This is a genomic window from Sorangiineae bacterium MSr11954, from assembly GCA_037157815.1.
Lineage (GTDB): Bacteria > Myxococcota_A > Polyangia > Polyangiales > Polyangiaceae > Pendulispora > Pendulispora albinea.
The window spans coordinates 6,350,817-6,366,393 of record CP089984.1 but is presented as its reverse complement, the minus strand read 5'-3'; the positions used below and the strand labels follow the sequence as shown (position 1 = coordinate 6,366,393).

General features: G+C 66.3%; 11 protein-coding genes. 3 read left to right on the top strand and 8 right to left on the bottom strand.

From position 1 onward, the window contains the following. Positions 1–66: 66 nt before the first annotated feature. The gene (locus LZC94_24495) at positions 67–1,047 is read right to left on the bottom strand and encodes a serine/threonine protein kinase (GenBank protein ID WXB11033.1); all 981 of its coding nucleotides are present in this window, start codon (positions 1,045–1,047) and stop codon (positions 67–69) included. Positions 1,048–1,512: 465 nt separating this feature from the next. Between LZC94_24495 and LZC94_24490 the strand changes: the two genes are divergently transcribed. Together LZC94_24490 and LZC94_24485 are read left to right on the top strand one after the other, a co-directional pair. Beyond that, positions 1,513–4,281, top strand: a complete 2,769-nt coding sequence (locus tag LZC94_24490; GenBank protein ID WXB11032.1) for a glucosidase — start codon at positions 1,513–1,515, stop codon at positions 4,279–4,281. Continuing rightward, positions 4,278–4,892 carry a class I SAM-dependent methyltransferase gene (locus LZC94_24485; protein WXB11031.1) on the top strand — a complete coding sequence of 205 codons (615 nt, stop codon included), beginning with the start codon at positions 4,278–4,280 and terminating at the stop codon, positions 4,890–4,892. Before LZC94_24490 ends, LZC94_24485 begins: the two co-directional genes overlap by 4 nt. Before the next feature lie 24 nt (positions 4,893–4,916). Here the strand turns inward: LZC94_24485 and LZC94_24480 are convergent, their stop codons facing one another. Both LZC94_24480 and LZC94_24475 read right to left on the bottom strand, forming a co-directional pair. Next, positions 4,917–5,873, bottom strand: coding sequence for a lysophospholipase (locus LZC94_24480; GenBank protein WXB11030.1), 957 nt, complete (start codon positions 5,871–5,873; stop codon positions 4,917–4,919). Positions 5,874–5,876: 3 nt separating this feature from the next. After that, positions 5,877–7,163 (bottom strand): class I SAM-dependent rRNA methyltransferase, encoded by a 1,287-nt coding sequence (locus LZC94_24475; GenBank protein WXB11029.1) that lies wholly within the window; start codon positions 7,161–7,163, stop codon positions 5,877–5,879. Between the two features lie 139 nt (positions 7,164–7,302). On the opposite strand from LZC94_24475, the gene LZC94_24470 reads away from it, so the two are divergent. Then, positions 7,303–8,220 (top strand): hypothetical protein, encoded by a 918-nt coding sequence (locus LZC94_24470; GenBank protein ID WXB11028.1) that lies wholly within the window; start codon positions 7,303–7,305, stop codon positions 8,218–8,220. On the opposite strand, the gene LZC94_24465 is transcribed toward LZC94_24470, so the two are convergent. The 5 genes from LZC94_24465 to LZC94_24445 form a co-directional block, all read right to left on the bottom strand. Next, positions 8,210–8,623, bottom strand: coding sequence for a hypothetical protein (locus LZC94_24465; protein WXB11027.1), 414 nt, complete (start codon positions 8,621–8,623; stop codon positions 8,210–8,212). The two genes, LZC94_24470 and LZC94_24465, sit on opposite strands and share 11 nt — an antisense overlap. Further along, the gene (locus LZC94_24460) at positions 8,620–9,501 is read right to left on the bottom strand and encodes a hypothetical protein (protein WXB11026.1); all 882 of its coding nucleotides are present in this window, start codon (positions 9,499–9,501) and stop codon (positions 8,620–8,622) included. The genes LZC94_24465 and LZC94_24460 overlap by 4 nt, the downstream gene beginning before the upstream one ends. Beyond that, complete coding sequence (locus LZC94_24455) at positions 9,473–12,460, bottom strand: hypothetical protein (GenBank protein ID WXB11025.1); 2,988 nt, start codon at positions 12,458–12,460, stop codon at positions 9,473–9,475. The genes LZC94_24460 and LZC94_24455 overlap by 29 nt, the downstream gene beginning before the upstream one ends. Positions 12,461–12,845: 385 nt before the next feature. Continuing rightward, positions 12,846–15,065, bottom strand: coding sequence for a TonB-dependent receptor (locus LZC94_24450; GenBank protein WXB11024.1), 2,220 nt, complete (start codon positions 15,063–15,065; stop codon positions 12,846–12,848). Further along, positions 15,062–15,490 (bottom strand): hypothetical protein, encoded by a 429-nt coding sequence (locus LZC94_24445; GenBank protein ID WXB11023.1) that lies wholly within the window; start codon positions 15,488–15,490, stop codon positions 15,062–15,064. The genes LZC94_24450 and LZC94_24445 overlap by 4 nt, the downstream gene beginning before the upstream one ends. Between the last annotated feature and the right edge of the window lie 87 nt (positions 15,491–15,577).

Below are 15,577 nucleotides of genomic sequence, written 5' to 3'. Positions count from 1 at the left end.
GTCGCCCCCAAGTGTAGCGTAAGTTTCAGCCTCGCGGCGTCCTTTGGCGCCCGGGAGAACCCGAACTTACTTCGCGCGAAAGAGATCGCGATTCTGCCACGCTGGCAGGGCTCGCAGGTCGGCCCAAACCTCGCGCGCCGAGGTGTAACGGTACACCTCTCGCCGGCGCAGCATTTTGGCGATGAGATGCCCGAGCGGGGTCCCGATTTGCTCCGCCCGCCGCCTTGGCTCCCCGCCGCCCACTTGGCGAATCAGCTCTTGATACGGGAGCTCCAGAGCGAGCGCCGGTGTGCCGGTGAGCATCCAGTAGAGGAGGAGCCCGACCTGATAAAGGTCGCTCTGCTTACTTGTATAACCAGCCGCAACCACCTCCGGCGCCATAATCTTGTGATGTACGACATTGGGCCGGATGGCGGGGGCCCCCCGTAGCTCGTGGCTGATGCCGAAGTCGCTGATCTTCACGATGGGCCGATCGGCATGGGAGATGAGCACATTGCCCGGGTGCAGATCGTCGTGGACGATATCGTTGTCGTGCAGGAATTGAACGGCGGCGAGCAGCTGGCGCGCCAGCTCGATCACGAGCCCCTCCTGCATCGGGTGGCCCAGCATCGCCGTGAGCGGGTGATCGCACCGCTCGAGCGCCAGGTAATAGAGGAAGTTCTCCTCGAACGCGTCGTAGATGAACACCACATTGGGGTGGCGTAGGAGCATGAGCCGCTGCACCTCGCGCGCCCACTCGGCGTGCACCTCGCCATAAGGGCGGTTCGCCGGGCGGATCATCTTGACGGCGTACACCTGGTCGAACGGGCCCACGCACTCGTAAACGGCGCCGAACTCCCCGGAGCCCACCACCGACTGCACCTCGTAGTGGCCCCGCGCCGACGTGAGAATGGCCCCGACCTGCGGGTACTGCACGGTGATGCGCGGCATGGCCATCGCCGGGGTCGAGTGAAACCCCGCCGGCATCGGCACGGCTTGCATGCTCGTCGAGGGTGCGCCCTCGCGGTAGCTCATTGGCGGCGGGCCGATCATCGTCGGCGCTGCCATCGTCGGCGCTGCAAAGGTCGCGCTCGACCGCAGCGCGTGCGCCGGATCCCGGCCCGCCGGCGGCGGCGGATGGGGCTGCGCTTGGGGATGCGGTTGCGCAGGAGCCAGAGGAGCCGGAGGAGCCAGGGGAGCAACCGGAGGAAGCGGAACGGTCGTCGCTTGCCACGGCGGCGTGGCGTGCGCCTCATGGTTGGGCGTCCCATGGTGGGGCGCCGCAGGATGGGGCACCGCATGATTGGGCGTCGGCGGTGGCGCGCCGCCCGCGCCCGCATCCCGCAAGCTCGGCGGAGGCGGCGGGTATGGCGCATGCGTGCTCACCGGCGCCGGCGGCGTATGCGCGGGTGAACGCGGGCCCTCCCGATAACTCGGCGGCGGGGCCGAAACGGGCGGGATGGTTCCAGTCTTCGAAGGCGGTCCGCCGGTCACGCGTTCGATACTAGCATCGGCGTGATAGTCATCACCACGATGAGCCGCTCCGCGCCGACGAAAGAAAGCACCCGCCTCGAAGAGGCCCGCACCGGAAAAAAGTGGCGCCGCTGGGGCACGTACCTCAGCTTGCGGCAGTGGGGCACCGTTCGCGAGGACTACTCGGTCAACGGCGACGCATGGCGCTATCTGTCCTACGAGGACGCTTGCGCACGCGCATACCGCTGGGGCGAAGACGGCCTTTTCGGTATTTCGGACAACCGCGGCATCTTGCATTTTGCGCCCGTCCTTTGGAACGAAAGCGATCCCATCCTAAAAGAGCGCCTTTTCGGCCTGAGCGGCCCCGAAGGCAACCACGGTGAGGATGTCAAAGAGGTTTACTTCTTCCTCGACGCCACCCCCACACATAGCTACGCAAAAGCCCTTTACAAATATCCGCACCGCCCCATCCCGTGCGACGCCATCCGCGAGGCCTCGGCCCGCGCCGGTCGAAATGTCCCCGAGCCCGAGGTGTGGGACTTCGGCGTATTCGAGGACGACGCTTACTTCGATGTGCTCATCGAGTATGCCAAGGCCGATGTCGAGGACATCCTGATTCGTTTGACGGTGACCAACCGCGGACGGGCCCGCGCCCCCGTGCACCTCTTGCCGACGATCTGGTACCGCAACACCTGGAGCTGGCAAGAGCCCGCGGTGCCCGATGGCATCGTCCGCGCCGAGCCGAGCCCCCGCGCCCCGCACAACCACCTTGCGCTCGCGCTCGACCAGAGCCACCTGGGCGCGCGCTGGCTCCACATCGAAGGCGATCCCGAGCTGCTCTTCACCGGCAACGACACCAACTTCGAGCGCCTCTACGGGGCGCCGAACCGCGCGTCTTTTACCAAAGACGCCTTTCACCGCTATGTGATCGCCGGCGAAAAGAGCGCCGTCGACCCCGAAAGGCGCGGCACCAAGGCGGCCGCGCACGTGCGCTGGGAGCTGGGCCCCGGCGAGTCCAAGGTCCTGCACCTGCGCCTCACCGACCGCCGCCTCGAAGATGGCCTCCTCGAGCCCGAGCTCCTCGACGCCGTCTTCCGCGAGCGCATCGCCGAGGCCGACGCCTTCTACGACGCCATCATGCCGCGCGAGCTCACCGCCGAGGAGCGCAACGTCTACCGCCAGGCCATGGCCGGCCTGCTCTGGACCAAGCAATATTACTCCTTCGACGTCGACCGGTGGCTCCGCGGAGATCCTGCGTTTCCGGCCCCGCCGCCCGAGCGCAAGAGCGGGCGCAATCACGATTGGCGAAACCTCTACAACAGCGAAATCCTCTCGGTGCCCGACAAATGGGAGTTCCCCTGGTACGCCGCGTGGGATCTCGCCTTTCACTGTTTGCCATTCGCGCTCATCGACCCGGAGTTCGCCCGCACGCAGCTCACGTTGCTTTTGCGTGAATGGTACATGCATCCCAACGGCCGGCTCCCGGCCTACGAGTGGAACTTCGGCGACGTGAACCCGCCCGTCCACGCGTGGGCCGCGCTGCGCGTCTACCAGATCGAGCGGCGCATGACCGGCCACCGCGATCGCGCCTTCCTGGAGAGCGTCTTTCACAAGTTGATGCTCAACTTCACCTGGTGGGTCAACCGCAAGGACGCGGAGGGCAAGAACGTCTTCGAGGGCGGCTTTCTGGGGCTCGACAACATCGGCGTCTTCGACCGCAGCAACGCGCTGCCCGAGGGCGGGACCCTGGAGCAAGCCGACGCCACCAGCTGGATGGGCATGTACTGCCTCAACCTGCTCAACATGTCGTTGGAGCTCGCGCGCGAGAACCCCAGCTACCAAGACGTCGCCAACAAATACTTCGAGCACTTCCTCTACATCGCCCGCGCCATGAACGGCGCCCCGCGCAACTTGGGCCGGCGCGGCAGGCGCGCGCTCCCGAGCGACGAAGCCGACTCCGTGTGCCTCTGGGACGAAGAAGACGGCTTCTTCTACGATGTGCTCCGCCTCCCCGGCGGCGAGTACGCGCCCCTCAAGGTGCGCTCGATGGTGGGCATCATCCCGCTGTTCGCGGTGGAGACCATCGAGGAGGAGCTGCTCCAGCTCTTTCCGGCCTTCATGAAGCGGGTGCGCTGGTTCGTGGTCAACCGCCCCGAGCTCGGCGCCTATGTCGCTCAATTCGAGGGGCTGGGCGCGTCGGGGAAGCGGCATATCTTGTCCTTGGTGGGCCCCGAGCGCCTGGTGCGCATCCTCCGGCGGGTGCTGGACGAGAACGAGTTTTTATCCCCTTACGGCGTTCGTGCCCTCTCGCGGGTGCACAAGGATCATCCGTATTCGGTGCAGCTCGATGGCGCCGTCCACCGGGTGGAGTACGAGCCGGGCGAGTCGTCGAGTGGCCTCTTCGGCGGAAATTCGAATTGGCGCGGGCCTATTTGGTTTCCGGTGAATTATCTGCTCATCGAAGCGCTGCAGAAGTACCACCACTTTTATGGCGACGAGCTTAAGGTGGAGTGCCCCACCGGCTCGGGCAAGTGGATGAACCTGTGGGAGGTCAGCTCCGAGCTCTCCCGCCGCCTGGTGAGCATCTTTCTGCGCGACGGGGATGGAAGGCGCCCGGCCGACGGCGCGCTGGGCGAGCTCGCGACCGATCCGCATTTTCGCGATTACCTCACGTTCGCCGAATACTTTCACGGCGACACGGGGGCAGGTTTGGGCGCCAACCATCAAACGGGGTGGACGGCGCTCGTGGCAAAGCTACTTCAGCAGAGCCCATTGTGGCGCGACCCAACAGGCGCGGCCAACGAGGACAACGTGGAGAGACGAGAATGAGCGGCACGCAAGAGAGCGCCGAGCGCTTCGATGAAGCCTATTACCAGCGCTATTACGAATCCAAAGAGACGAGAGTCTACGGCAAAGAGTCCATCGCGCACTTGGCCCGCGGCGTCACCGGCATGATCGCCTGGTACGGCGGCACCCTCCGCTCCATCCTCGACGTCGGCGCCGGCACGGGCCTCTGGCGCGACTGGTTCGCCGCGCACGCCAGCGCCAACAAAAAGGCCATTCGCTATCTGTCGACCGAAATCAGCGAGCACGCCTGCAAAAAATACGGCCACAAACGCTGCGACATTTCCATCTGGCGCACGCGCGAGCAGTTCGACCTGATCATCTGCCAAGGCGTGCTCCCGTACCTCGATGACGACGGCGCCACCCGCGCCATCGAAAACATCGCCGCCATGAGCCGCGGCTTCCTCTACCTCGAGGCGGTGACCAAGCGCGATCTCGAAGAGGTCTGCGACCGTGACTTCACGGACACCACGCAGCGCGCCCGCTCCGCCCGCTGGTACCGCACCCGCCTCGATCGCCATTTCACCCCGCTCGGGTGCGGGCTCTATTATTCGAAGAAAGGACCGCTGACGTTTTACGAGCTCGAAAAGGCGTAGAACGCAAAACGCAATTCACGAGCGCTACCGCGCCAGGAGAAACGCCGCGAGCTTCTCGAAGACCTTCTCCTGGCACCCCGTCGACAAGAACAAATCCGCGTGGGCCATGGGGAACGTCGGATCGCCCACGGCGAGCAGCTCTTTGTCGTCGGAGCCAATGGCATCGTACGGATCGCGCGCCGTCTCCGGGGGGACGATGCCATCGTCGTTGGCCACGATGCACAAGAAGGGGTGGTGCATGCCGCGCAGCGCCCGCGACACGTTCACCCCGCGCATCACGAGCTCCCGCTCCGCCACCCAGTGCGCGATGTTGCGGTTCACGTGGGGGTTCGGATCCTCCACGGTTTGCACCATGGTGGCGGCTTCGGTCACGTCGGTGGAGCTCACGTTCATGTACACCGAGAGCAGCTTCGGCGCGTAGCGGGCCAGCACCGGCAGCGCGACCCCCGCCATCTTCCGCGTGTGGCGGATGCGAAGGCCGCCGACGAGCCACGGATAGTGAAAGGCGACGCGCAGCGCCGGATGGATTTTCACCCAGGTGACCAGCCCGCCCACATTCACCAAGCAGCGCACCGGTGCCTGGGGTTGGTGCGCGACATAGCCGAACATGAGCGCCGTGCCCAGGCTGCAGCCGATGAGGTCCACCTGGCCGGCGCCCGTCTTCGTATGCGAGAGCACATGGCGAACGGCCACGTCGACGTCGTCCATCATCTCCGCCAGCTCGAAGCGATCCGTTCCGCCTCGGCGCTCGGCCCGGCCCTGGCCGCGCAAATCGACGCTCCACACCTCGATGCCGCGCGAGGCGAGGTAGCCCTCGAGCGAGAGCCCGCGCGGGTGGAAGCCGAAGATGAACGAGTTCATCCCGTAGCCGGGCACGATGAGCGCCGGCCGCTTGGCCCCGGCGGCCGATGGCGCGGGGGCCACGCGCTTGAGGGAAATGCGCCAGCCGGCGCCGTTGTCTACCTTGTAGAGCTCGTCCATGATCTATCCAAGAACCGCAAACTTGAGGTACCGGCCCTCGGGCCACGCCGGCAAGGTCGGATGATCGGGCGGCGGCCCGTGGTGCTCGAGCAGGCGAAGATCGCTGCGGTTGGTGGCGACGTCGTCGAGGGTGGCCAAGAAGCTCTCCGCGTCGACATGGCTCGAGCACGATGCGGCGCAAAAGACGCCGCCCGGCGCGAGCACATCGACGCACGCGCGGTGCAGCGCGCGGTAGGCCGTGAGCGCGCGCGGCAACGATTTTTCGTTCGACGCAAAGCTCGGGGGATCGCTGATGATCAGGTCCCACGTGCTCCCGCGCCGCTTGGCGCCTTCGAGAAACGCAAACGCGTCGGCGGTGACGAAGGCGTGGGCGCGCGGATCGACCCCCGCCAAGCGAAAGCTCGCCTGCGCGGCCGCGTGGGCGCCGGCGGCCATGTCGACGCTCGTCACGTGCGTCGCGCCCCCCAACGCGGCAAACAGCGAAAAGCCGCCGGCGTACGAGAATAGATTCAGCACCCGCCGGCCGGGCGCCAGCGCTCCGGTGCGCCTTCGGTTCTCGCGTTGGTCCAGAAAGGCGCCCGTCTTTTGCCCGTGGAGCACGTCCACCACGAACGGCACCCCATGCTCGCGCACCGACACCCGTTCGGAGGGCTCCCGCCCGCGCAGGGTCTCGGTCTTGCCGGCGTCCGCCGGGGCCTTCGATTCGCGCTCGCGCGCCTGCCGTTTCGGGGTTCGCAAGAGCAAGGTCACGACGCCGAGCGCCTCGAGCTGAGGCCACACGGCGTCCACGAGCTCCGCGAGCCGCGCATGGGCTCCGTCGCCGTCGATGCGCAGCACGGCCACGTCATCGTAACGATCGATCACGAAGCCCGGGAGCCGGTCGCCTTCGCCATGAAGCAGCCGGTACGCATTGGTCGCACCATCGCGAAAGAGCTTTGCGCGAATGGCGAAGGCGGAGCGGGCCCGCTCCGCGAAGAGCGCCCGATCGATGGGCACGTCGGCCTGCCCCAGGTTGGTGAACAGCCGCGCGGCGATGGGCGATTCGGGATCGGCGAGGCCCCGGCCAAGCGCGCTTCCGTCGGGCCCGACCACAAGGACGTCGTCGCCTGCCTGAACCCGTTCGAGCCCGCGCTGCACCGTGCGTTGCCAAACCCACGGGTGACCTCGACGCAGTTTTTCAACGGCCCCGGCGCCCACTTCGAGCTTGCCCGAATCGCTGTCCGCCCGAAATTTTGCTGCTTGCGGCCGATTCGTAACGCCATGTTGGATCTTCGGCGCGGTCTTTTTCATTCTCTCCTAGAGCTCAGCATGGTCGAAATCGTACTCGAGGTCGGGCGTGCGGTTTGGAAGTTCGTTGCGCTCGCCACATCATGGCGAAAGTCGGTTAGTCTTGGGATCCCGTTGGGCCTACGAGCTCGGGAGGGTTTCCATGCGAACGAAGACGATTCTTGCGTTGGGCGTAGTCGCAGTACTTGCCATCGGTTGCAAGGACAAAGGAAATGAGACGAAGCCCGCGGCGCCGGCACCGAGCGCCGCCCCGTCCGCGCCACCTCCCGCGCCCGAGCCTCCGGCGCCCACCCCGCCGGCGAAGTCGGGCAACATGGCACACTGCCCCAGCAGCGTCACCGGCGCCAAGACCGATATCCAAGACGGCAAAGACGCCGTGGTCGTGACCATCACGGCCACCGATCCCTCCGCCGTCACCGACATCCGCGCGCGCTCCAAGGTGCTCACCGAGGCCGCGAGCAAGGCCGCCCAGGAGGTCAAGCACACGGGCAGCGGCGAAGGCGGCGGCGCGTTCGGGCGCTGTCCGGTGGTGATGCGCAACACCACGGTCACCGTCGCCGAGGTCCCCAACGGGGCCGCGCTCACCGTCAAGCCCAGCGAGCCCAAGGAGCTCGACTGGCTCAAACGCGAGTCGCGCGATCGGCTCCAGGAGCTCGCCAAGCCGGGCGCCGAATCGGCCGGGCAGGGGAAGATGGCGCACTGCCCGAGCGCCGTGCAGGGCGCGAAGACCACCGTCAAAGAGAGCAAGGACGGGGTCGACGTGACCGTCGTGTCGGAGAAGAAAGATCAAGCCACGGAGAAAGAAATCCGCGACCGCAGCAAGGCGCTGGTGGAAGCCGCCAAGCAAGATCCGGCCGGCGTGCACCACACCGGCGCCGGCGCCGGCGGAGGCACCTTCGGCCGCTGCCCGGTGGTCCTCAAGGACACCGTCGTCGCCGCCAAAGACGTCCCCGGCGGGGTCACCTTCTCCGTCAAGCCCAACGCCCCCACGGCGCTCGCCGATCTCCGCAAAGAGTCCAAGGAGCGCGCGGCGACGTTCACCACCAGCTTCAAGAAGTAGCGCGGCTCGTTCCGCGCGATTTCTCGCTGCCCGAGCCGCCGAGGCGCTCGAGGAGCGTGCGCGACACCTCCTTCAGGATGGCATCGTCGAGGACCGAGAGCTCGAGGAGCATGTCGGTCGTCACCTTCTCGCGCCAGAAGCCGAGCATCATGCGAACCATGCCGGCCAAGCTGGCGCCGAAGACCACGCTCGTCGCGGCCCACACGGATCCCTCGCCCGCGTGGCGAACGATGAGCACCATCGCCACCACGAACATGACGACGACGAACCCGGCGCAGAGCACGAAGTACACCTCGTTGCGCTTGCGAACGCGATCGAGGCTCTCGCGCAGCGCCGCCTTTTTGTTCGCCGGGCCGAGGGTCACGGTGTTCACGTAATCGTCGAGCGCTTCGGCTACCTTCATCGACCATCCTCCATCACGAGCTGGTGGACGCGCATCACGGCGTCCGTGAAACGTTGCGGCTGCATCGACAGGAGCCTCTGCACCAGGGCGTACCGCGCCAGCCGGAACGCGGGGGTCGCGGGGTGCCTGTTGGCGATGGCGAGGCACGACGGACGCCGTCGCTTGAGCGGTTCGGCGAGCATGGCCGAATTGCACGTCGAAAGATCGACGACGCCGTCGAACACGGGCGGGATCGTCGCCAGAAACGCTCGAAACGTCGCCACGCCGTCGCGGAGCTCGATGTAGCTCGCGGGACGAATGGCGCTCCCGCACTCCAGCTCGATCATGAGGCGGTCGACGAGCAAGGCCGGAGGCTGTCCCGCTCCGCTCGCGGCGGTCCCCGCCAAGGCCTCGTAGACGGCGCGCGCTGGGAGCATGGCCTCCTCGAGGGCCCGCGCCAAGGCGGCGCGCGTCGGTGGCGTGTCCGCGAGCCGTGCCCGAAGGTGACGTGCCACCAGCGATTCGTTGGTGGCCAGTGCTCGAATGCACGCCGCCGGATCCTCGATGTCCTCTGGAACGATCCCCGGAGAACGGCAATGGGTAAAAAGGGTTACCACGCGAAAACGCTGGAAGAGCAAGGCGAGATCCGCGAGCGTCGCCGAAGGCACCACGGTCACCCCCAAGCGCGACACGCGTTCGATGACCGCGCGCGCCGGGCGGACCACGCGCAGCTCGTAAAGCCTCGCCCAAAAGGTGCTGGCGGAAAGCCCCGTTTCGGCGAGGACGTGCCGCGCGAAGTCCGCGTTCGCGCGACCGAGATCGTCGAGAAACGAGCGCTCGGTGAGCGGCACGCCGATGGCGAGCGCGCACTCACGCGGGGACACGGTCGCTTCGGCCATTGGACCCGGGGGTGCGCGGTGCTCGCTTCGGCGCTTGCAAAATAATGATGTCGGTCGCCTCTTTGCGAATGCGGATCTCGACCTTCCCATCGCCCCCGAGCAGCACACCGAGCTCCGTTCGAAGATCGGTCGCGACGTCCGAGGCGGCCGCCTGTCCGCCGGCAGCTCGCTGGACCACCCGAAGAACCGCAGCCTTCACGTCCTCGACCACCCGTGCGAGCGCCTCGGGGGTGAGCCCGCGGACGAACAGCTTGATGCGCATCCACACCGAAGGTTGGCCCCTGACGGGCACCTCGACCGCCATTCCGATCCGCGCGACGCCGCCCCGCAGCTCGCTGACCCTGGGCTCGAACACCGTCGCCTTCGAGAAGTCGAGCCGCAATCCCGCGAGCTCCTTGTCTGCCTCGAGCACACCGGAAATCTTCGCGCGGGAGCGCAGCTCGACGGATTTGACGAAGCCACGCGCCTCGTCCGGTGTGAAGCCGTCCAACTCGAGCTGCACCGCCCGACCTTCCGAGACCGGGTGCCGCTCGATCAGCTCGACCACGTCGGACATCGTCGAGGTCTCGTAGTTGTCCCCCGCTCCGCCGATGGCGACGCGGTATCCACCCGTTTGTCGCGCGATCCCGATGTGCCCTGCTGGTTTCGTCCGACCGACGTCCGCCGTGAGCGGTCTCCAGCCGAGCGCGTGTTGTTTCGATGCGGGCAAGACGGCGCCCTTGGCCTGGACGATCCCGAGCGCCGTGGTGAGGGGACGCGGCGCGATGGTCGGCCCTGTCGCGATGCCCGAGGCATCCAGGCGAACGCCCGCGAGGGCGAGACGATTCACCTTGATGAGACCATCTCGGCCGGCGGGCGCGAGATTGGCACTTTTGCCGATCCGGGCGAGGGCCGAGTCGAGGTTGTGTCCTCCGGAGCTCCCGGTCATCCCTCCTTCGTTCCACGATACGACGACGGACGGTGTGTGCACCCATGCATCGGGAGTCGGCGTGAACGCGCTTTGGTAGCTCCTCATCACCTCGGAGACATCGATGAGGCCTTGGATCACCTCACGCTGCTCCAGGATGTCGCCGTGCAAGGCCGCGACACGCGCGGACCCTCGAAGGGGCGGCCGGCCGCTGGCGAGCGCAAATGTCAAGCTCTCGCGATCGTGATCCGACAGGGAGGTGACGGCGTCCTGAACGGACTTCAGCTCGTTCATGTATTTCGCCCGCAGCGACACGCCCAGGTGTGCCTTCAGGCGTCCCAGGACCTTCTGCTCGAGCGACGGAAAGGCCGCCACGAAGGCGCGCAGCCTCGGCGACGCGTTTGCCAAATGATGCCGTTGGAGATCGCTCGCCAAGTCATGGATGGCCTTGGTCACGGCGGCTTCCAGCACCGGCGGCGGCGCATCGGTGAGCTTCGTCAACAGCGCCGCGGCGGCGGGCTGGAGCCGTGTGGCGATCGCGGCGAGCGGATGGGTCGCTTGGGTTTCGGTCGCGCCGGCGGGCGCTCGAAAGTGCCGAAAGATCTGGTAAAGCGCATTGTATTGTACGACGCGCGTCAGATATGGATCGTGCGATGCGGCGAATCCGTCGTACGCGAGCTCGGCGAGGCTCACGGCGCTGGCGTTTGCCGGATCGACGTCGTCCGTTCTCTTCGTCGCGTTCTCCTGCTCGGGAAGGTACGTGACATTGAGCGCGCCCGTGCGCCGCAGCCAAAAGACCTCGCGGCCATCCTCCGCGAGGGCGACCGCCGCGCCGGCGGATTTCGTGTTCCAGTTGTAGGTGAGGGTCGAGGCGCGAAGCTGTTTGGGGACGGCCGTCTGAAAAGGCCATTTGTGCGGAACGGGGTAATCGAAACGGATGTAATGCGTCTGCCCCGCATTCGACCACGACTTGAGGATCTGATCGGTGACATTCAGAAGGCTTCCGTACTCCGTATCCACCAGCTCGGGGCTGAGCAGGATGGGCGCCCAGTCGCGATGGAGATCGAAGCGACCGGCGAAGATGTTCATTCGTTCATAGCTCTGCGCCAGCTCGGCCGAGCTCGTCGATGCGAGCATGGCCAAGGTCTCGAAGCGCAGCGGTGCGAGCTCGTCGAACGACATCTGCCGGCCGCGCGCCACGATGAGGAGCGAGCTCCCCGACGATAGCGCACCGACGATGAGATCGGACGCGACCGCGAACTCGCGCGCCTCGGCTTTGGCTATCTTTTGATGATTGCGCGGGAGCGCCCAGATCACGAGCGCGGAATCGCCGGTGACGAATACACCCGATTGACGACCACCGAGCAATGTCGCCACGTCGGCCAAAGACCCGCCGGCGATGGCGGATACCGTCGGATTTTCGTCGAGCAGCCATTGTGCGAGCTCGCTCGGGCCAATTTTGAGATCGTACTCGATGGGACGGCGGATCACCCGCTTGGACGTATCGAGGATATCCGCCCCATACGTCGTGCCAAAGAGCTCGAGGTGAAGCGAGGCAATGAGCTCGGCGCCCGCATCCTCGCCGAGCGGAGGAATCGTGAAGACGATATCGCGCACCCAGCCGTCGAAACCCACGGGGTGTTGGAGAACCCAGTACGTACGCAAGACGGCCGGCGCGAGGGCGATCAGTCGATCGACGGTCGTTCCCGGTGGCGGCTCGAAGACGATGAGTGTGCGACATCCGTCCGCGAGCGGCGCGGAGAGACCAATGGCCTGGACATGGAACGGCCGCTGTTTACGGGCGCGCTCCCACTCGGCCTTGCCCGCCGCGCCGTCTCGGGCCGCGCACGTTTTCAGCTGTGTGGCGGGTTTGGTCGGTGGCGTCGGCGCGGCCGGCGGATCGTCGAGCAGATCGTCCGGACCGCCTCGTTGGATTTGCAAAATGGGTGCGGCGGATCCTCCATCACCCTCCGTGCGGCTGCGTGCGTTGAGACACGCCATCGCGCCGAAGCCCGCGGCGAGAACGAGCAAGCCGATGGCGAATGCATGCAACGATTTCCGGGAAAACGAGCGATCGCATCGCGACCCTCGCGAGCGCGGACCATGCTTCTTCATACTCCCTCTCGAACGCATCTTGGGACGTCGAGGCCGTACTCAACGCATGCGCCAGCGATGAGCGAAATGGCAACATCGGCCTCCCCAATTACCGATGCTAACGAGTGCGAACTCGACCCGAGCCCGTCAAGCCATCCGCCCTCGATTCAATTCTTTTGTCGGGATGGATGTTCGCATCGTTCCTCCGCGGACCGACGCGCTCACCGTTCATGCGGGCAAACGCGCGATTCCCCTCGGCGGCGTCGATCCGACGTTGCACGAGCATGAGGATTGCGTCGGCCGGTGCGGAAGCAACGGCCGATCGCCGTGCGCCATGCGCGCTTCACTCGGCGGCGCCCGCCCGCCCTTTGCCCTCGAAGTCCCACCGGACGCCCACGATGAACTGCCGAAACCCGCTGGCGAAGATGCCCTCGGGCCTCCGGGCGATGATGAACACATCGTCGAGGGCGTTCTTCACGAGGAAGCGAACGGAGAGCCCGCTCGCTGCGTGTTTGTACTTCAGCGCCACGTCCACCCGGTGCGAGCCGGGGATGCGCCCGGTGCGGCCGCTCACGTCCTCGGGGACCGTGTTCTTCGGATCGGTGTACATGGAGTCGGCGTAGTTGTAGGCGACTTCGGCCATGAAGCCGCGGTAGCCGAAGTCCAGGTTCGTCGAGACCGTGTGCATCGGCGCGTACGGGAGGAGCATCCCGTCGTTGGGGCCTCCGGTGAACGTGGCGCGCGCGAGCGTGTAGCGCGCGCCCAGATCGAGATCCGTGTCGGCGTCGAAGTGGAGCAGCTTGCCGATGGAGAGCGCGCCCACCGCCTCCACCCCCATGTGCCGCGTGCTGCCGCCGTTCACCAGCTCGGTGGAGCCGCCTTCGCTCGACGAGATCAGCTGGTTCTGGAAGTTCGACAGAAAGCCGGTGACCTCGAACCGATTGCGCTTCTTGTCCGAGAGCCGGGTGCCCACCTCGTAGTTGATGCTGCGCTCCGAGTCGAGCTGCAGGTTCTCGCCCTTGGGGCTCACGGAGCTGGTGACCCGCGGCGGCGAGAACCCCACGTGCAAGCCCCCGAACACGTGCGCCAGCCGCGAGCCGAAGATCATGCCGATGCCCGGCACCACCGCGGTGCTGGAGCTCTTGCCCTCCACATCGCGATCGCTCACCGCGCTGCCGCTCCCCTGGCGCGTGACGTTTCGCGTGAAGTCGGCGTGCTCGACGCGCACCCCCGGGGTGACCATCAAATCGTCGCGAAAGGCGATGCGGTCTTGCACATAGCCCGCGACCGCGGCGGTGCTGTGGAACTCTTCGAGCATCAAGCTCCCGGCGTACGACGTGGGGAAATCGCCCGTGCGCTGCTGGTAGTGCGCGCGCTCGAACAGGAGCCGCGCGCCCACGTCGAAGGTGTGCGCCACGGGCCCCGTGTGGAGCCGGTGCTCGAAGCGGGGCTCGACCCCCGCCACGTCGTAGCTGCGGTCGAGGATCGTGTTGGTGTTCTTGAAGTAGATGGCGCCGCCCGGCACATTCACATCGCCGATGATGCGCTCGTAGGTGATGCCCGCTTGCGGCGCGCGCGCGTAGTCCTGCCGCCGCCAGATGCGCGAGGTCGTGTAGGCGTAGACGAGCGTCTTGAGCTTGGTGCTCTTGCTGAAGCGCTGCTCGTGCGTGAGCGAGATATCGTAGCGGCGGAGCGCCAGGCGATCGTAAGGCGCCAAGGTCGTGCGCCGGGGATCGGCGCGGTACATGGCCTGGGTGAGGCCCACGTCGTCGGAGTCGGCGCGGTCGTCGTGGAGGCCGATCTTCAAGGTGGCTTGGCCCTTGGAGCCGGTCTCGAAGATCACCTTGCCGAAGACGTCGGCCGACTTGAACGCCTCCGCGCGCAGCCCGTCGCCCTCTTTGTAGACGCCTTGCACCAGGTAGCGCGTGGCCCCGATGGAGTCGCCCCAGCTCAGCATCGCGCGCTTGTAGTCGAAGCTGCCGCCCTCCACGTCGACCACCGCGTGCGGCTTGTCGGGCGGCATGGCGGTCAAAAAGTTGATGACCCCGCCGATGGTCTGGGGGCCGAATAGAATGCTCCCGCTGCCCTTGACCACCTCGATCCCCCGCATCCGTTCGATGGGGGGTGAATAATACATATCCGGCTCCGCGTACGGATTGATGGCGAGCGGAATCCCATCTTCGAGGATGAGCACCCGCCGGCTGCGGCCGGGATCGAGCCCGCGTAACCCGATATCGAGCCGCAGCCCTCCACCGTAATCCTGCCGCGCCGTCAGCCCGGGGACCCTCCGGACCATCTCCGCCAAATCGTAGGGCTGGGCGCGCTCGATGTCGGTCTGCGTAACCAGATTGCCCGAGCCTGGAATTTTCTGCAGCGAATCGGCGCGCTCGCCAATGACCCGCACCTCGGGGATGGCGCCGTTATCGGTGTTGCCGTTGCCGTTTGCGGCGGGCTTGACGTCGCCGTTGTCCTTCTTCTTCGCTTGCGCGAAGGCCGATGTCGCCGTGAGGCACGAGACCGATGGAACGAGCAGGAGGAGCGCGAAACGGAGAGCAGGATTCACGGGGCTTTGCAGACTTTCTGGTTGTTGCATCCCGGCGAGGGGGAGGGGCAATCACCGTCCCCCGCGCATCGCTTGCTGCAGTGGGGGCCCTTGGCGTTGAAAGGAAAGCAAAGCCCCGTTTCGCATTGCTCGTTTTGATCGCACCCCGACATGAATGGCAACTTGCCGCCCGACGCGTCGCCCGCCCCCGCATCGCCCTCGCCGGGCGGCGGGACGGACGCGTCGAGCCCGGGAACGGCGCCGCTGCAGTCGCAGGTGCCGTATCCGCTCTCGTCGGCCAGGCACATGGCCAACCCCGATCGCGCACCGTTGCAGGCGCACGTGAGGAACTCACCGCGATAACACGACGGCGCGTCATGGTTCGAACATGCCAATAGCGCGAGCGAACCGATCAGCCATGCCACCAGCCTCACGCCGTTCACCATACGTGGTTCACCATATCTTTGCCGCCTATCTTCAAGAACTAGACCGATGTCGCGTGATTCGGTTGGGCACATTCTTGCTTAGGACGG